Here is a 22,958-nt window from a genome sequence, read left to right on the forward strand (position 1 = left end):
AAATTTAATTATTCAACACGCTTTCATTTTAGCACACAACCTTTAGTTTTTTACAAAGACTAGTCCCCAAGTCTAGTAAATAGTCGTGCTGCATATGCTATACTAACAATGTGAAAAATTGGAGGTAAATTCGTGATGAAAGAAGAAATTTTATTCGGCGGTTACACTCGTAACGGCGGTAAAGGTATTTACCGTGGCGAATTAGATACTGATACTGAAAGTATTGAACGCCCAGAAGTTTATATTGAAGTCCCACAAGCAACCTATCTCGCTTTAAGCAAACAAAATATTCTCTATACGGTTTGCAAGAGTGAAGATGGCGAAGAAGGTGGTATTGCTGCCTACGATTTAAACGGCAATACACCACAGTTTTTAAACGCGGTCACGGCTGTTGGTGCCCCACCAGCTTATGTTGCTGTTGATGAACAACGACAATTAGTCTACGCTGCTAATTACCATAAAGGTGAAGTCTTGGTTTATCGTATTGCAACTGATGGCAGCATTAGTTTAGCCAGCACTGATACACATGTCGGTAATGGCCCTCGTCCTGAACAAGATAGTGCCCACGTTCACTATACTGATTTAACACCTGATCAACGCTTGGTTGTTTGTGATTTAGGGACTGATGAAGTCGTCACTTATGACGTTAGTACTGAAGGTAATTTAACTAAGGTTGCCACTTATCGGACTGAACCTGGTTTTGGTCCACGTCATATTGTCTTCAATCCTAATGGCAAGATTGCTTACTTATTAGGTGAACTTTCTAGTGACGTCCAAATTTTGAACTATCAACAAGATGGCAGCTTCAACTTAATTACGAGCTATTCATTAATTCCAGAAAACTACACTGAACACAACGGTAGTGCGGCTATTCGTATTAGTAATGATGGTCAATTCTTATACGCTTCAAATCGCGGTCATAATTCGATCGTTGTTTTTGCTATCACCGCTAGCGGTCGCGACTTACAATTGATTCAGCGCATTAGTACTGAAGGTGATTTCCCTCGTGATTTTGTCTTAGACCCTACTGAAAAATTTGTCGTTTGCAGTAATCAAAACACCAACAATTCTACGCTTTATCGCCGCAATCCTGAACGCGGCACCTTAACTAAAATCCAACAAGATATCGTAACGCCTGAGAGTGTTTGCGTTATTTTTACTCAAGCTTAAACTCGAAAGGACGTTTGACAATTGAATATTATTAAAGCCATTATCTTAGGTATTATCGAAGGTATTACCGAATTCTTACCTATTAGTTCAACAGGACATTTATATTTAGCTGATGAGTTTATCAAATTAAGCGAAAGTAAAGCTTTTATCAACATGTTCATGGTTGTGATTCAACTTGGTGCAATTTTGGCTGTTGTCTTGATTTACTTCCATAAATTAAATCCCTTCTCTCCTAAGAAGGCGCAACGTGAAAAGGGACAAACTTGGCAACTATGGTTTAAAGTTTTAGTCGCTGTCATTCCTTCAATCATCGTCGGTTTACCATTGAACGATTGGATGGATGCTCATCTGAATACTTGGCCTGTAATTTCAGCCACTTTAATTATTTATGGTATTCTCTTCATCGTCATTGAACGCTGGAACAAGGGACGCACAAGTCATTTCAATGATTTAAATACCTTACCCTATTCAATTGCCTTAGGCATTGGTATGTTCCAACTACTTTCATTAATTCCTGGTACTTCCCGTTCTGGTGCAACCATTTTGGGTGCTATCATCATTGGAACATCTCGCTTTGTGGCAACTGAATTTTCTTTCTTCATGGCAATTCCAACCATGTTTGGCGCTTCATTACTGAAGATCGTTAAGTTCTTAGCACATAATAGTTTCTCTGGTGATCAAGTCGCCGTCTTGTTAGTCGGCATGATTGTTTCTTTCGTGGTTGCCTACTTATCAATTCGTTTCTTGTTGAACTATATTAAGAAAAACGACTTCCAAGCTTTTGGCTGGTATCGAATTGTCTTAGGTATTATCGTGATTGCTTACTTTGGTTTAAAGGCAATCTTTTAATTAACCATTGATTTTTATTAAGAGAATAGGAGCTGAGCATTTGTTTAAAGAAGTCGCAGTGGAAAATTTCACCATGATCCCTAAAGCAGTTGCAGCTGGTGCTAATCGAATTGAATTAAATGATAATTTAGCCGTCGGTGGCACAACAGTTAGTCACGGTGTGATGGCCGAAGCCGCAAAATATCTCAACGAAAAAAATATTCCTCTTGTCGTCATGATTCGCCCAAGAGGCGGAGACTTTGTTTATAACGACACTGAAATCAAAATGATGGAATCTGATTTATTTTTAGCCCAAGAATTGGGCGTTGACGCCGTTACGTTTGGTGCGCTCACGCGTAACAATGAATTAGACAAGGAAGCCATGGAAATGCTAATTGGCGCAGCTGGCGGTATGGAAATCGTGATGCACATGGCTTTTGACGAAATTCCTGTTGCCAAGCAACAAGAAACCATTGATTGGTTAGTTGATCATCAAGTTAGCCGCATTTTGACTCATGGTGGACCATTATCTGTCCCAATTGAAGATCATTTGGCTCAATTACAGCAAACAATTGCCCTGGCTAACAATCGTATTGATATTTTACCAGGCGGCGGTATTACCAATATCAACGCCGAACACATTGCTACTGAACTTGGTGTTAACCAATTACATGGCACCAAAATTACTGGTATTTTAAAATAATAAAAAAACAGCACAAACTCTAATTAACGAGTTTGCGCTGTTTTTTATTTATCTAATTGTTCTTCGCACTTCCACAAAGGTTGCGCATGGAACGTGGTGGACACTGCTTTAAGCCAATTATCAATTGTCTTAAAGGCAGGTCTTACTGTAAGTGCTAAAGTACCAACAGTAATTTCACCACTGATGGCAACTTTGCTCCAGTGCTGATTTGCTAAGTGTCGCAAGAAAATCGCGGTCAGCTGTGTAATTCTCATTGGCGCTTTAGCGCTTATGAGAAGACCGAACTTAGAAACAATCTTTGATTGGTTCTAAGTCGTGTCCACAGCGTTCCACCAGCGGATTTTCTGAAGACACGAGAACCACAAAATAACAATCATTTTAACTTGTCTTGATTAATTACGATTCGTTATAAGCACGCATTAACGCTTGATACAATGGTGCTAAATCGATAATTTGTTGTTGAATAGTTTGTTCGATCGCCTTGGGATTAGCGAATCGGTCGTCGTTTTTATGAATCCAAGTTCCCAAAACTAAATCACTTTTAGCAACCTGCTGGAATCTTTGAACAGCGGCTTGCCAAGTTTCCTGTGAATAATCTTCATGCTTTGAGCTTGAATGATCGCTTGAAATTTGCATAGCCGGTACCAATTGCCAATCAATCAGATTAAGACTAGTCGCAACTTGTTGACGTTGTTTCATATCGCCGAGAAGGGTTAGATTAATAAACAACCAGTTTGGCCATAATCCAATTTCAAAATGCGGCATCATTTTATAGCCACGCTTGCTACTGCTGAGTGCAAACCAAGTATCTACTGGTGGATTTTTATGACGACGCAAATGTTTAGCTAAGTGAACATGTAAGGTTTCCTGGAGCTCTGGATAAAGGAGCTGAGTTAATTGTTCACCTAACGTTTCAAAATCCGGATCCACTTCAGTTTGAATTTTTGCCAAACGCCCAGGCAAAGTGGGATCATTAAATACCTCAAAACTTGTTCTACCTAACATCGGAAACCCCTTTTTAAACATGGTATACTGGAATCATTGTTACTTTAATTTTAGCATATTTCTGAGGTGAAAAAATGGCAAATACAGACGATGTCAATGAACGCTTAACTTCTGCAATGACGGGCACACCCCAAACACTTCCTGATCAACGGCGCCAATTTTTAGGATCATTACGTGAACGCGTCTTATTGGCTATTCAGGTTAAGGATTTAGATAATTCACGCACATTCCGTACTTTTGAAACTCATTTAAAAGATTTTACCGATCAAACAGCTTTAATTAATGGTAAAGTCGATCACAGCAAAATGGGACCATACTTACAATTACTTGCTCAAGAAAACTTTGCTTTTACGCTTGTTAATAAACCAGAAACGCCTGAAGAACTAGATAGCTATGCCTTATTAATTGTCAGTCGCACAGCAGTCGATCAAGAAACGATTAACTTACTCGATATCTACCCGGAAACGACTGATACAACGACTCAAGCAACCACAAGTAAGCCAGAGAAAAAAGGCTTCTTCTCACGTTTATTTCACGATTAAACTAATTTTTGACGAAAGGAGTGAACAATTTTGGCACAACCATTAGCTTGGCGTATGCGACCGCAAAAGTTAACCGATATTGTTGGTCAACAACATCTTGTTGGCGCTGGTAAAATTATTGATCGCATGGTGAAAGCCAAGCAACTTTCGTCAATGATTCTTTATGGCCCACCTGGCACTGGTAAAACCAGTATTGCGAGTGCCATTGCCGGCAGTACAAAATATGCTTTTCGAACGTTGAATGCTGCCACTAACACTAAAAAAGATTTACAAGCCGTAGCTGAAGAAGGTCGCATGAGTGGCACGGTTGTTTTATTGCTTGATGAAATTCATCGGCTCGATAAAACAAAGCAAGATTTTCTCTTACCACAATTAGAAAGCGGCCGGATTATTTTGATTGGTGCAACGACTGAAAATCCCTACATGACCATTAATCCAGCTATTCGTAGTCGAACACAGATTTTTGAAGTTTATCCTTTAAAGCCTGAAGAGATTAAACAGGCTTTGCAGCGCGCATTAGCTGATACTGAAAATGGCTTAGGTAACTTGCCTATTGAAATTGCCACTGAAACCTTGGACTTTTTGTCACAGCGAACCAATGGTGATCTGCGTTCTGCACTAAATGGTCTTGAATTAGCCGCTAATTCGACAACACCTGATGAAAAAACTGGCGTCATTAATATTACAATGACCGATGTTGAAGAGTCGATTCAAAAGAAAAGCTTCTCCCATGATAAAGATGGCGATGCTCACTATGACGTCATCTCCGCCTTTCAAAAATCAATTCGTGGTAGTGATACTGATGCCGCACTCCACTATCTTGCGAGACTAATCGTTGCTGGCGATTTAACTAGCATTATGCGGCGTTTAATGGTCATTGCCTATGAAGATATTGGTCTGGCTAATCCAGCTGCTGCAGCGCGCACTGTGAGCGCTTGTCAGGCCGCTGAAAGATTGGGCTTACCTGAAGCAAGAATTCCTTTGGCTAATGCAGTCATCGAATTATGTCTCTCACCTAAATCTAACTCGGCAATTTCAGCTGTAGATGCAGCGATTAATGATATTAATCATGGCCACGCCGGTAAAGTTCCCCGGCAATTACAAGATGCCCATTATGCTGACGCTAAAAAATTACATCGCGGTGATACTTATCAATATCCTCATGATGCACCAAACGACTGGTTGCCACAACAATATCTACCTGACACACTAGCGGGTAAACAATATTATCAACCTAAGCACAATGGTAAAATTGAAACTGCCTATGGTCAACAATATCAACAACTACGCCAGGCCCAAAAACAAGGTCTTGCTCAACAAAATCATAAAAATTAATTTGATGATGGTTAATGTCAGGCTTTAAAAGTGGTCTCATAGTAAAGTGAACGCTTTAATAATTGCATTTTATTTTTCATAATGTTAATCTTAATTATGGAAGTTCTAAGGTGTTCGATTGATTCAAATTTATGTTGACCGATCAAGTAATGAGACATTTTGGCCGTGGATCGTTATGCGGTGTGCGAGTCTTCTGACTTGCCAAAACCAAATAGCTGCACGGCCCCTGCTTAACATTTAGCGGGCTCAACTAAACGGATCTAAAACGGCACCACTAGATATTCTCAAAGTTCAAAACTTTGTGGGGTCAGCTATGCTGATCCTTTTTTTGTTTGTTAATAATTGGTTTAAAAGCCACCCATTAAGCTCATTTAAAGGAGTTAATTATGAATTCGATTATCATTATTGCCGTTGCGATTTTTATTTTGGTTTTAGCAATCTTGGCAATTTATTTACTAACCCACTTACACAAGGCTTTTCTAATTTTTAATCCGGATGCAACGCCTCGAATTCGGGCAGCAATGATTGTCACGAGTATCTTGCTGCTAGCAACCTGCGTGGGCGGTGTCTTAATTTTAATTTTGATGCCGGCTAAGTGGAATTTAATCACGTTAATTGTTGGTAGCGTCGTTACTGCTGGTTTTGCTTTAGCCATTAATTTCTCTAACAGCTAAATCAATGCTTTTTGCCAAGCGATGTTGTAGAATAAAATTGAAGTTGAAGGGAGCGAGATAAATGTTACAACAATATAAGAAAATCCAAGTTGCAATTGATGGTTCATCAGAATCTGAATTAGCCTTTAAGAAGGCTGTTGCTGTCGCAAAGCGGAATCAAGCAGAACTGCTTTTAGTTCATGTTATTGACACTCGAGCATTTCAAAACGTATCAAGTTTCGACTCCGCAATGGTAGAAGAAGTTTCAGAAACGGCCAAAACATCAATGGCCCGGTATGTTCAAAAAGCCAAGGATGAAGGTTTAGAGCACGTTCAATATTTCATTGAATATGGCTCACCTAAAACAATCTTAGGCCGAGAATTCCCTAAACGTGAAAAAGTCGATTTAATTATGATTGGCGCAACTGGTTTAAATGCAGTTGAACGTTTGTTGTTAGGCTCAGTTACCGAATTCGTCACACGTAATGCAACTTGTGATGTTTTAGTGGTTCGAACAGACTTGAATAATCAACCTATTCCGCCATTAGAAGATAAGAAAGATAAATAATCTCAATTAAAAAGGACTGCAAATTGCAGTCCTTTTTTGTATCGCTAATTTTTTTGATCACAACTATAATTAGGTGCCAATAACGCTTAGTACTTGTTAGAAGACTAATTCAAAAGCTAATCTTGGTGAACCATCCGCCATCCAAACCGTGCCACATTGAGTAAAATCAAATTTAGCAGCTAAATGACGCATGCCCTGATTCTTTTCGTGAGTGTCAATTCGGAAAGAAATTTTTTTGGCTTGTTGAGCTTGATTAATTGCGAACTCAAAAGCAGCTTCAGCAATACCTTGGCCAGCCGCTTGACGGGCAACTGCTATCCGGTGCATAACCAAATAATTGTCATCTAATTGTTGCCAAGTACCAGCAATTTTTTGATAATTCGGATCAGGGCCAGCCAGTAACGTCATCATAACCACAACCTTTTGATTCAGGATACCGACATATAATGCCTGGTGAGCAATATCCGACCTAAAAACAGTCTGATCGGGATACCCGTTTTGCCATTGCGGAATGCCACGTTCATGCAGAAATTGACGTGCTTCTTCAACAATTGTCATCACCTGTGGTAAATCTGCTGCAGTTGCCAAACGAAATTTAAGACTTGTCATTATTGCAAATGCCCTCTCATTAAGGTTACCGCCCCAGGTAATTGACCTAATTTACGTAACCGATAATCGGCTTGGCTTTGATCTGTAGCTACTCGAGGATCATCTACGGCCACGGCAAAAGTAAAAATACCGGCCGCTTTAGCCGCAGCAATACCCATTTCAGAATCTTCCACCGCGGCTGCATCTTTTGCATCAATAGCTAATTTTTCTAACGCTGTTAAATAAATACTAGGGTCTGGTTTGCTTCGCTCAAAATCTTCACCACTTAAAGTTGTTTCGAAATATTCTTCTAACCCTGTCGTTGTTAACATTGTATTAATCGTTTGCCGATCACTAGAAGAAGCCAACGCCATACGAATATTTTGTTCTTTTAAATGCTGCAATACCCGCCGTGTATCTGGCATTAACATCGCATTAAAATCTTGAGGATGTTGTGACTTAAAGTAACGATACCCCCGGCGAATACGAGCATACTGTGCCGTTGTTTTGCCTGGTAATAATTGCGGTAAAGCAATCTTCATGTTACCGCCGGTCATATTTTGGACATGTTCGTCAGAAACGTCAATGCCTAATAACTTGAAATAATCTAACCGTTGTTGTAAATAATATGGTTCACTGTTAATGAGAACCCCGTCCATATCAAAAATAACTGCTTTTAACACTTTTTCACCCTTAACTGCCTAATAATTTGGCATCTTTTTAATAAAATCAACTAACGCTTCTGGAATATCTGGTAACACCATTAAATTAACAAAATAATGATTACGATTATACCATTTCGTCCAGAAATCATAGCCATTACCTTGCGGATTAACCGGTGCACGTTTAGGCCATACTTGAAAAATACGAATTAAATAATCAGCATAGAACTTCTCTTTTGTCGCTAGCGCCAATGTAGCTGTCGCCATCCGTTGATCTTCACCAAAGGAAAATGGTAGACTTGCCTGCTGATAACCAACCATAGTACAAGTCAAGAAAAACAATTTCTGGGCACGCGTTAAACGACTTTCAGCTACCTCAGTCAAAACATTACCAATATGTGTGAAGGCATGCGCCCAACCATAATCAGGAACAAAACCACGCACATCACGTTCCAATAAGGCATACAAAGCCAACTGAGAAATAACAAACCAATATTGTTCTGCTGTTAAAACATCACCATAAGCACGATCAGCCACTAAGAAAACCGAACTTAACAATACCGCCATGGAGCGACTAAAAACCGCATCATTTTCTGGTTCCATAATGTGAGCAAATAAGACCTCATCCTGCGTTAAAAATTGTAACGCCGGCCAAATTTGTTCTGCCTTTAGGGCTCCGCGATTCATTAAGCCGCTAATCGTAAAAAAGATGCCCCGATCACGTAAATTCTCGTCTAATAAGCCGATATTGTGTAGCAATAACATCAATTCAGCATCACTTAAGGCCAAATCAGGATCATTTTTGTTAACCGCATGACCCACTCTTTTTAAAACCGCCTGGAAATCATCAATGCTACCCTCGGTTAGTGGCACAACTTTAGTGCGTCGTTGGGCATAAGCAATCGACTGATATAAATCAGTCAACTGATCAGGCAACGTTTCAAAATTCAAACCTTGATTAAAATCTTTAAAGCGCTGATTCAAACGTGCTTTAACATCAGCAATTTTTGTCACAACCAAAATAATTACCTACTTCTTAACTTAAACTAAATGTTGCGTACGCAACTGGTTAAAATCAATCACTTGTTGACACAGGGCGTCTAAACGAGCTAAATCAGCACGATCGGCATCTTCATTAATCTTTAAGATGGCACTTGCTCGCAAAGCACCTAAATGCACCAATTGTTGGTCCAAATAATCAAGTGCTCGCCCAAAATGTTCATGTTTCATGGAGCTAGAACCCGTTAAGGCATAAGGTTTGCCAGTTAAATCAACTGTCTGTAAATCATCAAAAAAATCTAGCGCTTCATCAGGTATTTGTCCGTCATGATAAGTATAACTGACAATAATAAACGCTTGATAATCTAATAGCTTTTCTGTTTCGAACTGGGAAATTTCATGTCGGTCAACAGATTGACCGAGTTTAATAAATTGTTGCTCTAAATATTTGGAAATTTGTTCGTTACGTCCAGACATACTAGCATAAATAATTCCAATTTGCGAATTCATAAGACCCCTCCATTCATATTTAATTCCTGCTTTTAGTTTAACATAACGCCATTACAATTGAGAAAAAATGTCCGTTGTGCTCTAGCTGACCACAGTTAATAAAAAATATCCTGCTATTAAAATAATCAGCAGGATACCTAATTAACTTATTCAATTTTTAATGGGCAACTTTTTGGTTTTGTTGCAATATTTGTTGGCGAAGTTGCTGGCGAACGACTTTGCCAGTTGCATTTAAGGGGAACCGATCAACAAAATAAACCTGTGTTGGTCGTTGATAACGAGCCAACTTCTCTGCAGCATAATCAAAAATTTGTTGCCGTTCTGCTTCATAATCATGAGCTTGATCCTTAGTTGGTATTATTACTGCGGTAACTGCTTCACCATAAATATCATCAGGCAAGCCAATAACAGCCACTTGACTAATAAAATCTAAATGGTTTAATTCGTTTTCAACAGTTACTGGGGCAATCTTTTCTCCACCATGGCTAATCATTTCCTTAATGCGTCCCTTAACAAATAAATAACCATCGCTATCAAAATAACCCAAATCACCGGTTAAGAACCAGTCGTCTTTAAAGGAATCGTAACCAACGTCTAAATAACTCGTGATCACATGATCACCCTTAACTGCAATTTCACCTATTTGATAAGGTTGTTGGGTTAACTGACCATTGATCAGAAAAGCAATTTCAGTTTGATAGGGTTGCCCTGCCGAACCAATTTTAGGCGCATCAAAAGGATTGATGGTACATTGACTGGCAGTTTCAGTCATGCCATAACCTTCAAGAATTTGCACGTTGAAACGACGTTCAAAAGCACGAAATTTATCTTCAGGTAGCGCAAATGAAGAACTACGCACAAATCTTAGTTTTAAGAACTGTGCATATTTATGATATTGTTCATTAGCACGTTTATTCAATAGCAAAATTGAAATAATTGTGGGCACCACCGACGTCCAAGTAATTTGGTTTTCAGCAATTTGTTGCCAAAAACGACTAGCACTAAATTTCGGTGCAATGACTATCTTACCATCGGCTAAACGCATCGCTAAAACAGAAATAACTTGTGCATTAATATGAAACATTGGCATTGTAATTAACGTAGTATCTTTAGCCGTCATTTGCTGACTCTTGGCATCATGGGTGGCACCATTGAATAACATCCGATGCGTCAGTCCTACTCTTTTGGGTTTACCAGTTGTTCCGGAAGTATTCAGGATCAGCGCCAAGTCATTTTCCTGAATAGCAGCCATCGGTGCACAACGACGCGCTAATAGTTTTTCAGTATCAGAAAGTAACTGCAATCCAGTCGTACTGCTTAACTGTAGTTCAGTGATGTTAAGTGATAGCTGAGCTGTTAAATCTGGCGCAATAACCATCGCCACATAGTCTTGCTCATGCCATTCAGCTAAAAGTTGAGCCACCGGTGTCGAAGCTGAGACAGGATGTACAGCAATACCTAGTGCCCAAAATGCCTGCATTAATTCCGGATAGGCACTAGCATTATTTAAACAAACTAATACCTGATCGTGATAGCCAATGTTGACATTAGTTAAAGCGGTCATAATCCGCGTGACATCACGACGAAATTCACCCTTTGTCAGCCATTTACTTTGGTTAACTTCCTTGATCAAAGGACGATCCGCATCAGTCAGAAGTTGGTTAGTTAAGGCCATATTTAATTTTGTCATAGAATCGCTCCTCTATTTTTTAAAAAATTACTTTTTTGTCAGCTTAAATTTTCTTGGTCATTAATTCATTCGCATTTTGCTGTTTGTTTTCATTTGCTACTGTTGAACGCCGGGCTGCTGGTTGCTGCATTCGTCCAATTAAAATGCCAAATGGTGGAACTCGGTAGCAAAACCAAGCAATCATAAACGAACCAACTCCTACCAATAAATAACCCAATGGCAATAACAATAATAAAAACCAAGCTGGTAAATAATCTAAATAACTTAAGATACCATTGAGTAATAATAGCGGTATCGTCTGAACAAGATAAATACCAAATGAAACCTTTGAACCTAATTTAATGAAGTGATCAACTGCTGGGTCAAGACGTGTGGTGCGCAGGTTAGCATACTTTAAACCAAGCAAAAATACAGTGACAATCATAATTAAGGCATAAAGCATAATATAAGGTTGATGAACCAGTTGGGTCCGTGCCAAGCTGAGGTGCAAAACATTCTGATTAAAGAAGTACAACCCAACCGTCCCAAGTGCTAACAGCATTGCTAAATGATAAATAACTGATGCCTGTGTTGTTAACCAATGGACCACTTGTTGATAGTGAATGGCCGTAAAGGCACCAGCAATGAAATAAGCTTGATACACCATAATATTCATGCCATATGAGCGGAACCAATAAGGCCACGTCGAACGATCGATGTGTGGCAGCCCGTATTTAATAGCGATTAATAAGAGCATTTGTAAAGCTAAGCTCACCACTAAAAACAGAAAATGTTTTTTAGGATGTCGTTTAAATAAACCAACCAGTACTGGGAAGATTAAATAAAGCTGGAAAGTAACAAAGACATAATATAAATAAAAATGGTTGCCATGAATGACTGCGTCCAACAACTCGTGCCAATAGTTACGACCATTAAATGCAGTCTTGCCGCCTAACGTTGTCAGCAATAATAAAATAGCATTCCAAGCTAGATACGGAATGCCCACACTAGTGTAACGTTTCTTCCAAAACTGCCACCAATTCTGGTGGTCACGCTGATAATAGTTAAGAAACAATACTAAGCCTGTCATAAACATGAAGCCCATTCGTGTAAAGTGCAGCATTAAATGCGTTGCCTGTAACAATAATTGACTCCAAGAACCATTAGTCATATGTCTAGCAAATGCTGATGTCGTATGATTTAACAACACACCGAAGATAAAAATATTACGCATCAAGTCGACTTCATGTAGATATGGCTTTTTAGGTTTATTCGTGTTTGAGGTTAATGCGGTGGACTGAGCGACCATGAAGACACCTCTTTAATAAAAATGTGATGCCAAATCCAGAAGTTAAAACGACGACTTTAAATAATCGTGAACGTCTTTGGGCATGATCCGTTGATTTACTTTGAAGCTTTTGGTGTAATAACAAATTTATCATCTCCATTTGCTTGTTAAAACTCGTTTTAATAATTGATTACTTAACAGTTTAAAACGCGAATACGAATTTTTAAGCGCCGAACTACGAACAATTTTGCAAGAAAATGTGATAAATTTTTGATGATCGACAACTTATCCAGCAATTATTTTTCAATAAGACAAAAAAGCTGTTATCACAAGATAACAACTTGTGATAACAGCCTAATCAAAAAATAGCCTTGAGCAACCAACTGGATTGACTCAAGGCTATGACGAACAACAATTTAAAATAAGCGGGCAACGAGAATCGGACTCGCGACTTCAGCTTGGGAAGCTAACGTTTTACCACTAAACTATGCCCGCAAAATCTAATGGCCGTCTAAACAACCATTATGAACCAATAGTGCCGCTGGCAGGGGTCGAACCTGTACGTCCTTACGGACACAGCGACCTGAACGCTGCGCGTCTGCCAATTCCGCCACAGCGGCAACAACACTCTTAATTTTAGCAGATTTTCGCTAAATGCCAAGTGTTTTTCAAATAAATTTTATCTGTTAACTCGATAAATTTTGGCAAGTGGCCAACCCTTTGCTAATTCATCAACCAATTTATCTAACCAGCGAATTTTTGCAACAGTGAATCAACTATCGTAAATAATGTTGAATTCCGTAACCGACGCCATTGTTATCGTTGCTAGGGACAATTTGTTTCGCTACCGCTTTTATCTCAGTAGCAGCATTAGCCATAACTAACGGATAGCCGACCAACTCTAACATAGGCAAATCGTTATGACCATCGCCAAAAGCGGCTGTCTCATGAACGGCTAGTTGTTCTTCTTGCATAATATAATGAATTCCTTTAGATTTCACGGCAGCTTGATCTGTTATTTCTAAATAAGTTGATCCAGACTGAGCATAGGCAATTCCTGGTAATGCTAGCTCGTCGAGAAATGTTAATAACCCTTGCATCTGAGTCTCGTCAAAAGTGATCAACATGATTTTAAAAATTTCTCTCGGTTTAGCCAAATAGTCCTTAAAATCAATCAAATCAGGGCTAGTTTTGGTAATTTTTGCTTCATATTCAATTGCCGCATCAATTTTATCCGTATACCAATGATTTAAATCATAAAGACTGACGCTTAAATCACTGAACTTATTTTGCAAGCGCGTCACTAAAGCCTGCGCCGTGTCAAAGTCCAGTAAATTTTCTTCAAGGATTTCCCAGTCAGTACTACCTTTTTTAAAAATCAAGGCACCATTATAACCAATTTGTGGACCAGTTAACTGTAAATCATTAATGACAGTTTCCATTTCCATCGGCGAACGTGCTGAAACTAAGGTAAAGGGGATTTTTGCCTCTCGAATAATTTGGGCATTCTCTGGCGAAAGGTCCCCCTGACTATTCAATAAGGTGCCATCCATATCTGAAAAGATTTGTTTAATTGCCATCTTCATCCCTCACTTAAGTTGAGTTAATCTAGTCTAACTATCTTATAAAATTAGTGTTTTAATCCTTCTTCAATATAACGAACATCATCCATCGAAGCAACTTGAATTTGGTCCGTCGTTGTTGGAACCAGGATCGACACACTGGAATTGTGCAACGGCTCGGTTAATTTTTGGCCTAACGTATTGAGAATCGTGGTAATCGCATTACCATGTGAAACAATTAGAACTTTATCATATTTTTTCGTCTGAGCATCGGTGATAATTTGGTGTAAACCTCGCATTAATCTTGTTTGCAGCTGCGTGTAGCTTTCGCCTTCTTCAGGTACTTGGGCATTAAATTTAGCGGCAATTCCGTCTGCTAAGTCGCGCATCGTCTTATGATAGGTGGTGACAGCCTCACGATATGATTCAATTCCAAATATTTCTTGAGACATCACACTAGCTACTTCCCCTTCAAAATAACCAAAACATTGTTCACGAAAGTCAGCGGTGGTTTGCAGCGGCAATTCATCTTGTTCAACTTCATGTAAAACTAATTTAGCGGTGGTCACTGCACGCGTTAAATCACTACTATATGCTGCGTCAAAGCGTAAGTGTTGTTGATTGAGACCACGACCTAAGGCTATCGCATCAGTACGACCCTTCGTTGTCAATAAAGCATCTGACCACCCTTGGGCACGGTTAGTACGATTTAATAAAGTTTGCCCATGACGGGTTAAATAAATTTGCATTGGATAATATCCTTCCTATGTTGAGTGTTTAATAATCAATATTAGCTAGCTCTAGAAAATATTTTCTGAAACGTGAAGACTTTATTTTTCAAAATCAAAAGAAAATAAATCTTAGTCTTAAAATTCTAAATAATCAGCTAAGAAATGAGCAACGCCATCTTCGGCATTAGTCAATGAAATTTGTCGCGGTACACGATCAAGTATTTTAGGATTAGCATTCTTCATGGCGATCCCTAAACCAGCATAATTTAGCATCTCTAAGTCGTTATCATCATCGCCAAAGGCAATAACATCTTGTTGTTTAAAGCCTAACTTATGCGCCACATAATCAAGTGCCACCGCTTTATTGATGTTTTGCGTCACCACTTCTAAAGCAGCATTCTCACCACTCCACGATCCCCAGCTCTGAACACTGACTGGGAAGTTTTGAGCCTGGATTGCAGCTCTTAAGTCTAGTGTTCGTTGTTCCTCAATGAACATCGTTACTGAAATTGGTGCTTGCTGTAATGTTGTCGCACTTAATAATCGCTCAGGATTAGGCATATCTGGCAAGAAAGGAATATTAGTATAAGGACGATCCGCTAATAATAACTTTTTACCTTCGGCAACCATTACTTTGATTGGGAATTGTTCCCGCAGCGTTAATAGTGCTGTGACCGTTTGTAGCGCTAATGTCTGCATATGTTCATATTGCCACTGCTGATGAGGAATATGAACTAGCGCACCATTAAAGTTAATCATTGGTGTCTGCAAATGTAGTTCGTCATAAATCGATTCACTAATACTATCCGGGCGACCAGTTGCAATAACCACCCGATGCCCTACTGCTTGAGCTTTTTGTAGAACCTGTTTCGTCAATATTGAGAGTTTACCATCTTGATTAAGCGTCGTACCGTCTAGATCCAAGGCAATTAATTTTGGTGTCAAAAATAGTCCTCCTGAAAAATTCAATAGTTTTAGTGTAGTCAATATTTCAAGTTACGGCAAGATATCGCGATTAAAAATTATCGCGTAAAATCGTCATTGCTATCTTCACCCTCCTGCTCTCTAAGAGATTAGCAATTGTCTTTTAATTCAACTGTACTAACATAAGCGTCGCGTGCTCAATAATCGGTTGAAATTTTGAGCGACGGTTATTTTTTATATTAAACATCAATTAGACTTGTTTTCGATCTTTCCTAATTAGTACCGTTAACGAAAAAAGTACTAACAAAGCGATGACGATAAAAATGCCAACTCGTAAATCACCACTGTTTACTAAATTACCACCGTAAGCATAAATGAAAGCTACCGGTAAACTACCAACTACTACAGGCAACCATAACTGACGCAAAGTGTACTTTAAATGTAACGCGGTGATATCAACAAAAATTGTCGAAATAAAAGGCACACTATATCCAATTATCAAACCGAGTAACGGATGATGCATCTTTTCAATATCATCAATAATCCGCGAATCATGAGCGGTAATTTTGTGCGATAAACCCGTAAGCTGAAAGATAGCTAAAACGGCCAAATTACCCAAACTAATTCCAATCGTATTAATCAAGCCGCCAAGTAATCCACCATAGCCAGCACCAATAGCAATCCCAATAACCGAAATCGGCATAAGGGGAATGGCCGCAAAAACTGCAATCAATAGAATAACTAACACTAAGACAACCGGATCATGTTGATGCTGATGAATTGCCTGCAAGAGTCGTTGTCCATTTGCTTGTTGACTTTCTTGGGAACTATGCACAAATAATTGAATCTCTGTTGCAAAGTGCCGATACAATCCTGCCATTATTAACAAAATCAAACTCATAACTAATACTGATAATAAAATTCGTCGTAATATTTTCATTCTTAACCTCAAACTAACTATGGCTGACTATCCAGCTATTATCTTCATAATTTAAATTATGACCTATTTTAAATTATAAATACAGTTTAATCCCAAATAAAAACAGTCATCCTCGCTAACTGAATAGCAATTAGGATGACTGTTTTATTGATCAATCAAGTGTGAATTGATTATTGATCAGTTTTAGACTTGTTGTTTCTTATTTTTTAATATGTTTTGCGTCAGTTGTTTCTGAATCCTCATCATCTTTTTTACGACGTTTAAAAATGAGAATCAATAATAATACGATGGCTGCAGCTAACAAGCCTGCCAATAGGTATAACCACCAATAAGACTTCTTCTGACCCTGATCAACAGTTACACTATTAACTTGATCAGCCTGTTCAGCAGTAATCGTAAAGTTCTTCTTGAAGTGCCAACGATTATTCTTAGCATCGCTAACTAACAAATCTAACGTATAATCCCCAGATTTCAGCCGTTTTCCGTACTCAATGGCAAATTTATACTGTGAATTGGGAGCCATTTGCATATTAGAATCATAGGTCTTCTTAAAGACAACCTTAGACGTATCGCGTTTTAACACTTTACTTTGATATTTTAAATGACCATAAGCATCCATTTTAGGATTCTGTAAAGTTGCCACGATACTTGTCTTACCAAAGGTAGCTGCTGGTTTAACCGATAATAACTTCAAATCACGCTTGACCTCATTATCATTTTCAGTCAACTTCAAGCTAATAATGTAGCCAAAGGAGTTTGAAATACCTGAAGTTTTCTTCATCACTTTGTTGACTTGAATTCCAGCTAAAATTTGACCGCTATATTCTTTTTCGGGCATTGTTAAATGGAGTTTGAATATTCTAGAACTATTTGCAGGGACTTTGATCTTCTTAGGATAATCAACCAAATCATTAATATCATAAGGCATACTCTTATCAGGCTTTACTTGCTTCTGATAATCAATAAAGCCTTGGTCATTGGTATAGGCTTGATTGACGCGAATCTTGTAAGTCCCAGCTTCGTCAGACGTGTTATTAACAATCACTTGTAACGTCTGTTCCTGCTTAGGCTTCATTCGCAAATCAAAATAAGAGTTTTCCTTATCTATCTGATTATCAGGAATAAAAGCCTGAATATCAAAGCCAACCTTTTGACTGTTCGACTTATCGGCTGCATTAACAATCTGACTCGGTAAAATAAACCCAAGTAATACCGCAAATAATGCTAAAAATTTCTTCAAAATAAACACTCCCTTAACAGATGCTTTAATTCAAGCTTAACATAGAAAGAACTAGGGCTAGATTGGCCCCAGTTCCAGCTTTATTAAGATATTAATTACTGGGCATCAATAGTATTATACAAAGTATAAAGAATTTTACCAGATAATTTATCATTAACTTTTAAATCTTTATTAGCATCATTAAATCCAATTGCAACCTTGCTAACCTCTTTAGTCAAAGTACCAGTATTGTTTGCTGCTGTTCTATCTGCTGGATCTGTCACTGCTGTAAAGACAATTTGCTTAGCACCAGTAGTTAATAATTCACTATCATTAACATTAAACTTAGTAACTGCAAATCCCTTACTATCAGAAGCCCGTGTTAATTGATTGTCGGCAACTTGAGCCTTAACAGACCAGGCACGAGCGATACGGTCATTGTAGACAGCAATATCATTCTTCCCATCTTTACCAGCTAAGATCTTACCACTATCAATTGTATAAGCCGTTCCTTGTAATTTTGATTCAAAGTTATATTCACTAGGTACGGAATCCAAAGTCAACATTTTTTGATCAGGATCCGTTGGATCAAGTGGGTCAACATCGGGATCTGTTGGATCAACATTGTCAATAATTGTAACATTAGTGTCGGTTTGATTTTGTCCTTTAAAAACTTTTGTCGTGTCATCTGTTGTGCCATCAGAGTTTTCTATAACTGCTGCGTGTGCCGCTGGAGCTGAGACTGCTAATAAACTTAATGCGACGATACTTGCGCTTAAAATTGATGTCATTTTCATGATAATTCCTCCTATTTGTAAAACCCATTTATAATATATTTTTTAGTGACATTGCTTAGTTATTTAGCCTGAGCAATATCGAAAAGTGTAACCGTTTGTTTAGCTGCGTAATCCCCAGCTTGGATATTCCCTGGTACTGTCAATTTAATCTTGGCAGCAGGAATGGTGTAACGATACTGACGTTGCTCATCTGCAACAGTTACCAAACGCTTTTGTTGCGCTGGATAAAGTCGTTGCGCCGAACTTTGATAAGTTAAGTTCTGTGCTTTTGTTGCAGTTAATTCACCTTGGCCTAGGGCTAATTGGACCTTTTGACCAAGTGTATGATCATGATCGTTAAAAGTTGAAAGTTCGTACTGAAGTACCCAAGGATTCGTTTGATCGTACCGCTTATCACTGACGTTAATTTCTAAATCATTTAATGAAGTTAAAATTTGCGTCTTACCGGTTAAACGATGTTTACCAAAGGTAGGCATGGTGACTTTTTCTAAATTTAACGGACTGGCCACAATCTTAATGCTAGCTTGTGTCTGGTTCGTTCCTGTTACAATTGGATCGGCACGAACTGATTGTGCCTTTGCTAATGGAATCAACAGACAGAGCAACAACCCGGCTAATAATTTTGAATTAGGCTTCAGCTTCATCATGTTGTTTCCTCCTTTTAGCAAAGATAAGCAATAAAATTGCCAAAATTAAACTACCAATAAAGGATAGCCAAAATCCTGATTGCTCCCCAGTTTGTGGTAATAATGCATTTTTAAAAAATGTTTTAATTCGATGACCATTAATGAGATCAGTGGCGTTGCCCACATTCGTGGTTGAATTAGAACCTTTTGAGCCATCATGATCATTGGCGTCATTCTGATAGTCGTTACCACCGATGCCAGGCTTAGTCTCATTTGTATTGGTATCTGGAGAATCTCGGCCATAAAATCCGACCGTTACTGTTTCATTATCACGGTCAACCCCGGTTGCTGTTGTTGCTGAAACAGTTTGTTGAGTGACGCTTGTTAGTAACAACAAGCCAAGAATTAAAATAAAACTTACTTTCTTCACTAACGTCACCCCCTAAACCGGATCCACAGTGTCGTTTAATGTCCACTGTACAGTGACCGGATTGTGATACTTGCCGGTACCTTGGTTGTCATATTGACCGACACTAAGATAATTAGGACTATTCAGTAATACACCCGCATCATAAGTCCAGGTTTTCTTCTGGATGGTCTCACCACTAGTTGAAGAAAAGACATTAATAGGTTTGGTCATATCAGTGCTATTAGCAGTAGTTGAATCTCGCCACTGTAATGCAAACTGATCAGAAGTGCCAGATTGAATCGCGGTAACGTGCCAACCTGAAGTTTTATTCAAGCGATTATCAGTGACCGTTAGACCGATACTATTATCTGCATCCCGATTTAATAATCCTTTTGATTGTCCAACTTTTCGTCCAGTCCATAGTAGTGAATTAGTAGCATTCCCAGTTGTGACTTCCATCGCAACTGTACCATCAACGGCAATAGTTAGCGTGATTGTGTCAAGAACATCACCGACAGGTTGATTATTAGCATCAACATTATATGCGGATAGTTTAAACTGATGAATCCCCCAGGTTAAATTAGTACGCGGTAAGGTTAAACTCGAATATTTATTATGCCAATCTGCGGCACCATCTACAGATGGTCGTATGATCGAGCCAACTTGTTGATTATTTTCAGTAACTTTAATTGCAAAAGGTACCTTAGTTGATTTGTAATAGAAGACCGGTGCTGAATAATCAGCAGTAGGCACTTTATCCAAAGTTATTTGAGGATGATCTTTAACCACTGTCGTGTCGGTTGGTTGTGCTTCTGATGCACCAACTGGCCAAGATAATTTCACATCAGCCATCTTTCTAATCCAGAAATAAACACTGGTACCGGTTATATTTCGAACAATTGTTGGGTCATCTTGTTGATGTAACGTTAGTTGACTAGTAAAACTAGTTAGCGTATCTGTGGTCAACGTACTAAGCGGTTTGAAATCCAGTGTTATTTTAACTTCTGAACCACTTTTTAATACTGGTTTAGTAGCCGTTGTTACAGTGATCGTACCGTCAGCCGCCGCAGTCATAGACAAACCAGTCAGTTCAACGCCATCGATGGTCGCTTTGACATTTTTAAGACTCTTTAAATCAATTACGCTAGCATCAACTTTGAACTTAAGACTATCCCAAACTAAGTTTTTATCACCAGTTGTGTATTTAAAATCACCGACTAACTTACCTGTATCATCAACATTTAAATATTTAGCTTTTGTTGTATCTGTTTGACTTACAATAACTGATTGGCTATCTGATGTTTTGAGGACATCATTAGCTAAACTTAGTTTTGTTTTGTCAGGCAATTCTGAAAAAGCAATTTTAGTTTTACCAGTAGAGCTACCATTAGATGATGAGAAACCCCAGTAAGCCCGTTTATTATTACCTGCAAGATTAAGTGGTCCTGCTAATGCGGCGTAACTAATCGATACCGGTGTAGTTGTTGCATTGGTTACTGGATTTCTTAACCGATAACTAAATATTTGAGTACTTGCATTATAGTCAAAAAGAAATTCATACCAAGTATTATCAGTAATCCTAGAACTAATAGCCCCATCTAAACCAATTGTGGCATTGTGCTTTAAAATCGCACGAGTATTGAATAATCCAGGGACCTTTGAGTAGCTTCCTGATTGACCTGGAAAAACGTAAGCCATATGTGGTGGCTTCGGATCAGAATTCAAATCGTAAGCAGCACCATCAGAACCTGTATCCTTGTTTTCATAAAAATCAAAACCAACCGCAAAGGAATTTTGAATGGCATAGCGATAAGCTTCGTAGCCGCTTTTCATGCTACCACCACCAGCAACGCCTAAGTTTTGTCCGTCTGAATCGTTATAAGCAACAGTAATGGCTTGAGTACCACCTTGATGGACACGCCCGTTAACACTTGAACCGCCAGGATCATTTTGCATAATAAAAGCAAAACCATCGGCGCCACCAGTTCCAAAATTGACATAGGTTCGATTACTAAATGATTGGTTAAAGTCTAGCTTAACATTAGCAAAAATCGAAGAACGAGTATGTTGACCGCCAAACGTAATCTCATCATAAGGCAGTCCTCCATTGATGTTGGGATCATTAATGGTATTTGTTACAATTGCGCCAGTAGTTACTGAACCGCCTTCACCTTGTTGATTAGGTTTGGCAAAAACATCGCCTAGCGTAATCGCTCCTTCTGGAATGACCGTTGCCCCAGTCCCAGTTGCGGTACCACGCGTCATTTTTTGACTCGTTGTTTTAGTCTGTGGTGAACTACTTTGACTCGATTCTTTGGCTGCTTTATCCGAAGTTGATGCGGTAGAAGTCACAGTATCACTAACTTGACGCTGACTAGAACTTAATTCACTGGAACTAGCACTTTCACTACTGCTAGTTGTTGATGAACTTGAGCTCGTTATTGATGAGACACTCGATTTACTACTTTGTTCAACTTGTTGATTAATATCAGCAACAGAATTGCTGCTGGCTGAATCAGCCTCAGTACTTGATTCAGTTTGACTATCGGCTTTAACCTGATAAGCGACACCATTTGTTGTCGTTGCAATTGTATAAGTACCTTCACCTTCTTTAGTAAAAGTTGATGCGCTACCAATTTTTGAGTCAATCATGAGCTTTAATTCTTGATTAAGTGGCGCATTGAATGTCACATCTTGTAACTTATCTTTCGTTAACTCGAAGTAACCGTTTGTGTCAGCCTTGATTACTTGATCGGCTTGTTTAATCTCGGTAACTTTTTGATTAGCAGCTTCAATTTTGAAGCGTGTTGCTGTTAATTGATCATTGGCTTTAAATTTCATCTGCCAATCAACTTGTTGCTCTAAATTGCTTGCCGTGAGTATTAGCTGGATATTACTGCCTGCAATAGTAGGCGACGTGGTTTCTGCATTGGTTCGAGCTGCTGGTAAAATTGCACTGACAAGTAACCCAATAAATAACACCCAAATCATCGTAATACTAGTTGACACTTTTAATTGCTTAAAGTGTCGCAACATCATATCCCCTCCCTTAGAGCTGAAATAACTCAGCTAGGTATTCCTTAGTATAATACTTAATTTAAGTATTTATTTGCATAAATATTATCAAGTTTTTTGCTCCGCCATAAAATTTTTGATAATAATCGCAGATAATCTCGATATAACGGCACTTTTTAAAATAGTGATCTTTTTAATAAAATAATTAATGTATA

The 22,958-nt window shown here is 38.6% G+C and carries 25 protein-coding genes and 2 tRNA genes; 7 read left to right on the forward strand and 20 right to left on the reverse strand.

Going from position 1 to position 22,958, the window contains the following annotated elements; genetic code table 11:
- Positions 1-135: 135 nt before the first annotated feature.
- From FC84_RS00330 to FC84_RS00340, 3 genes are read left to right on the forward strand one after another with little or no spacing between them, the layout of a single operon-like run.
- A complete protein-coding gene (locus FC84_RS00330; RefSeq protein WP_057753628.1) occupies positions 136-1,170 on the forward strand; it encodes a lactonase family protein in 1,035 nt (344 codons plus the stop codon).
- Between the two features lie 21 nt (positions 1,171-1,191).
- Complete coding sequence (locus FC84_RS00335; protein WP_057753631.1) at positions 1,192-2,019, forward strand: undecaprenyl-diphosphate phosphatase; 828 nt, start codon at positions 1,192-1,194, stop codon at positions 2,017-2,019.
- Positions 2,020-2,059: 40 nt separating this feature from the next.
- A complete protein-coding gene (locus FC84_RS00340) occupies positions 2,060-2,701 on the forward strand; it encodes a copper homeostasis protein CutC (RefSeq protein WP_057753642.1) in 642 nt (213 codons plus the stop codon).
- A gap of 44 nt (positions 2,702-2,745) precedes the next feature.
- Here FC84_RS00340 and FC84_RS00345 read toward each other — a convergent pair whose 3' ends face one another.
- Positions 2,746-2,955: a hypothetical protein gene (locus FC84_RS00345; RefSeq protein WP_057753645.1), complete on the reverse strand. Its 210-nt coding sequence runs from the start codon at positions 2,953-2,955 to the stop codon at positions 2,746-2,748.
- A 142-nt stretch (positions 2,956-3,097) separates the two neighbouring features.
- Complete coding sequence (locus FC84_RS00350) at positions 3,098-3,706, reverse strand: DUF1054 family protein (protein WP_057753648.1); 609 nt, start codon at positions 3,704-3,706, stop codon at positions 3,098-3,100.
- A 74-nt stretch (positions 3,707-3,780) separates the two neighbouring features.
- On the opposite strand from FC84_RS00350, the gene FC84_RS00355 reads away from it, so the two are divergent.
- The 4 genes from FC84_RS00355 to FC84_RS00370 all read left to right on the forward strand — a co-directional run bounded on the left by FC84_RS00355 (position 3,781) and on the right by FC84_RS00370 (position 6,804).
- A complete protein-coding gene (locus FC84_RS00355) occupies positions 3,781-4,248 on the forward strand; it encodes a YueI family protein (RefSeq protein ID WP_057753651.1) in 468 nt (155 codons plus the stop codon).
- Positions 4,249-4,278: 30 nt separating this feature from the next.
- On the forward strand, positions 4,279-5,583 hold the full coding sequence (locus tag FC84_RS00360) for a replication-associated recombination protein A (RefSeq protein WP_057753654.1): 1,305 nt from the start codon (positions 4,279-4,281) through the stop codon (positions 5,581-5,583).
- 386 nt (positions 5,584-5,969) lie between these two features.
- Entirely contained in the window at positions 5,970-6,257 is a 288-nt protein-coding gene (locus FC84_RS00365; protein ID WP_057753657.1) for a hypothetical protein, read from the forward strand.
- Positions 6,258-6,318: 61 nt separating this feature from the next.
- Positions 6,319-6,804, forward strand: coding sequence for a universal stress protein (locus FC84_RS00370; RefSeq protein ID WP_057753660.1), 486 nt, complete (start codon positions 6,319-6,321; stop codon positions 6,802-6,804).
- A 96-nt stretch (positions 6,805-6,900) separates the two neighbouring features.
- Here the strand turns inward: FC84_RS00370 and FC84_RS00375 are convergent, their stop codons facing one another.
- The 18 genes from FC84_RS00375 to FC84_RS00455 form a co-directional block, all read right to left on the reverse strand.
- Complete coding sequence (locus FC84_RS00375; protein WP_057753663.1) at positions 6,901-7,413, reverse strand: GNAT family N-acetyltransferase; 513 nt, start codon at positions 7,411-7,413, stop codon at positions 6,901-6,903.
- The gene (locus tag FC84_RS00380) at positions 7,413-8,075 is read right to left on the reverse strand and encodes an HAD family hydrolase (RefSeq protein ID WP_057753666.1); all 663 of its coding nucleotides are present in this window, start codon (positions 8,073-8,075) and stop codon (positions 7,413-7,415) included. Before FC84_RS00380 ends, FC84_RS00375 begins: the two co-directional genes overlap by 1 nt.
- Positions 8,076-8,093: 18 nt before the next feature.
- Positions 8,094-9,068, reverse strand: coding sequence for a DUF2785 domain-containing protein (locus FC84_RS00385; protein ID WP_225733089.1), 975 nt, complete (start codon positions 9,066-9,068; stop codon positions 8,094-8,096).
- Between the two features lie 27 nt (positions 9,069-9,095).
- Positions 9,096-9,563: a flavodoxin domain-containing protein gene (locus FC84_RS00390; protein ID WP_057753672.1), complete on the reverse strand. Its 468-nt coding sequence runs from the start codon at positions 9,561-9,563 to the stop codon at positions 9,096-9,098.
- 157 nt (positions 9,564-9,720) lie between these two features.
- Complete coding sequence (locus FC84_RS00395) at positions 9,721-11,253, reverse strand: AMP-binding protein (protein WP_057753675.1); 1,533 nt, start codon at positions 11,251-11,253, stop codon at positions 9,721-9,723.
- A 43-nt stretch (positions 11,254-11,296) separates the two neighbouring features.
- The gene (locus FC84_RS00400) at positions 11,297-12,541 is read right to left on the reverse strand and encodes an acyltransferase (protein WP_083479473.1); all 1,245 of its coding nucleotides are present in this window, start codon (positions 12,539-12,541) and stop codon (positions 11,297-11,299) included.
- Positions 12,542-12,944: 403 nt separating this feature from the next.
- Positions 12,945-13,015 (reverse strand) — tRNA-Gly (locus FC84_RS00405).
- Positions 13,016-13,056: 41 nt separating this feature from the next.
- Positions 13,057-13,140, reverse strand: a tRNA-Leu gene (locus FC84_RS00410).
- Positions 13,141-13,199: 59 nt separating this feature from the next.
- Positions 13,200-13,277 (reverse strand): DUF2200 family protein, encoded by a 78-nt coding sequence (locus FC84_RS09170; RefSeq protein ID WP_083479488.1) that lies wholly within the window; start codon positions 13,275-13,277, stop codon positions 13,200-13,202.
- Between the two features lie 19 nt (positions 13,278-13,296).
- Positions 13,297-14,100, reverse strand: a complete 804-nt coding sequence (locus tag FC84_RS00415; RefSeq protein ID WP_057753678.1) for a Cof-type HAD-IIB family hydrolase — start codon at positions 14,098-14,100, stop codon at positions 13,297-13,299.
- Positions 14,101-14,150: 50 nt separating this feature from the next.
- A complete protein-coding gene (locus tag FC84_RS00420; protein WP_057753681.1) occupies positions 14,151-14,831 on the reverse strand; it encodes a histidine phosphatase family protein in 681 nt (226 codons plus the stop codon).
- 117 nt (positions 14,832-14,948) lie between these two features.
- Entirely contained in the window at positions 14,949-15,758 is an 810-nt protein-coding gene (locus FC84_RS00425) for a Cof-type HAD-IIB family hydrolase (RefSeq protein WP_057753684.1), read from the reverse strand.
- A gap of 229 nt (positions 15,759-15,987) precedes the next feature.
- Entirely contained in the window at positions 15,988-16,677 is a 690-nt protein-coding gene (locus FC84_RS00430; RefSeq protein ID WP_057753687.1) for a VTT domain-containing protein, read from the reverse strand.
- 199 nt (positions 16,678-16,876) lie between these two features.
- The gene (locus tag FC84_RS00435; protein ID WP_057753690.1) at positions 16,877-17,917 is read right to left on the reverse strand and encodes a WxLIP family cell surface protein; all 1,041 of its coding nucleotides are present in this window, start codon (positions 17,915-17,917) and stop codon (positions 16,877-16,879) included.
- Between the two features lie 95 nt (positions 17,918-18,012).
- The gene (locus FC84_RS00440; RefSeq protein ID WP_057753693.1) at positions 18,013-18,693 is read right to left on the reverse strand and encodes a hypothetical protein; all 681 of its coding nucleotides are present in this window, start codon (positions 18,691-18,693) and stop codon (positions 18,013-18,015) included.
- Positions 18,694-18,752: 59 nt separating this feature from the next.
- On the reverse strand, positions 18,753-19,340 hold the full coding sequence (locus FC84_RS00445; protein WP_057753696.1) for a hypothetical protein: 588 nt from the start codon (positions 19,338-19,340) through the stop codon (positions 18,753-18,755).
- Positions 19,321-19,749, reverse strand: coding sequence for an LPXTG cell wall anchor domain-containing protein (locus tag FC84_RS00450; protein ID WP_057753700.1), 429 nt, complete (start codon positions 19,747-19,749; stop codon positions 19,321-19,323). Before FC84_RS00450 ends, FC84_RS00445 begins: the two co-directional genes overlap by 20 nt.
- Before the next feature lie 12 nt (positions 19,750-19,761).
- A complete protein-coding gene (locus FC84_RS00455; RefSeq protein WP_151425830.1) occupies positions 19,762-22,767 on the reverse strand; it encodes a hypothetical protein in 3,006 nt (1,001 codons plus the stop codon).
- Between the last annotated feature and the right edge of the window lie 191 nt (positions 22,768-22,958).

It is taken from the genome of Lapidilactobacillus dextrinicus DSM 20335 (assembly GCF_001436095.1).
Lineage (GTDB): Bacteria > Bacillota > Bacilli > Lactobacillales > Lactobacillaceae > Lapidilactobacillus > Lapidilactobacillus dextrinicus.

Excerpts from the sequence above, each read along its gene's own strand:
- FC84_RS00455 (WP_151425830.1), bottom strand. The coding sequence starts at position 22,767 with ATGATGTTGCGACACTTTAAGCAATTAAAAGTGTCAACTAGTATTACG.
- FC84_RS00345 (WP_057753645.1), bottom strand. The coding sequence starts at position 2,955 with ATGAGAATTACACAGCTGACCGCGATTTTCTTGCGACACTTAGCAAAT.
- FC84_RS00350 (WP_057753648.1), bottom strand. The coding sequence starts at position 3,706 with ATGTTAGGTAGAACAAGTTTTGAGGTATTTAATGATCCCACTTTGCCT.
- FC84_RS00445 (WP_057753696.1), bottom strand. The coding sequence starts at position 19,340 with ATGATGAAGCTGAAGCCTAATTCAAAATTATTAGCCGGGTTGTTGCTC.
- FC84_RS00430 (WP_057753687.1), bottom strand. The coding sequence starts at position 16,677 with ATGAAAATATTACGACGAATTTTATTATCAGTATTAGTTATGAGTTTG.
- FC84_RS00400 (WP_083479473.1), bottom strand. The coding sequence starts at position 12,541 with ATGGTCGCTCAGTCCACCGCATTAACCTCAAACACGAATAAACCTAAA.
- FC84_RS00440 (WP_057753693.1), bottom strand. The coding sequence starts at position 18,693 with ATGAAAATGACATCAATTTTAAGCGCAAGTATCGTCGCATTAAGTTTA.
- FC84_RS00375 (WP_057753663.1), bottom strand. The coding sequence starts at position 7,413 with ATGACAAGTCTTAAATTTCGTTTGGCAACTGCAGCAGATTTACCACAG.
- FC84_RS00415 (WP_057753678.1), bottom strand. The coding sequence starts at position 14,100 with ATGGCAATTAAACAAATCTTTTCAGATATGGATGGCACCTTATTGAAT.
- FC84_RS00330 (WP_057753628.1), top strand. The coding sequence starts at position 136 with ATGAAAGAAGAAATTTTATTCGGCGGTTACACTCGTAACGGCGGTAAA.
- FC84_RS00420 (WP_057753681.1), bottom strand. The coding sequence starts at position 14,831 with ATGCAAATTTATTTAACCCGTCATGGGCAAACTTTATTAAATCGTACT.
- FC84_RS00395 (WP_057753675.1), bottom strand. The coding sequence starts at position 11,253 with ATGACAAAATTAAATATGGCCTTAACTAACCAACTTCTGACTGATGCG.
- FC84_RS00355 (WP_057753651.1), top strand. The coding sequence starts at position 3,781 with ATGGCAAATACAGACGATGTCAATGAACGCTTAACTTCTGCAATGACG.
- FC84_RS00370 (WP_057753660.1), top strand. The coding sequence starts at position 6,319 with ATGTTACAACAATATAAGAAAATCCAAGTTGCAATTGATGGTTCATCA.
- FC84_RS00365 (WP_057753657.1), top strand. The coding sequence starts at position 5,970 with ATGAATTCGATTATCATTATTGCCGTTGCGATTTTTATTTTGGTTTTA.
- FC84_RS00390 (WP_057753672.1), bottom strand. The coding sequence starts at position 9,563 with ATGAATTCGCAAATTGGAATTATTTATGCTAGTATGTCTGGACGTAAC.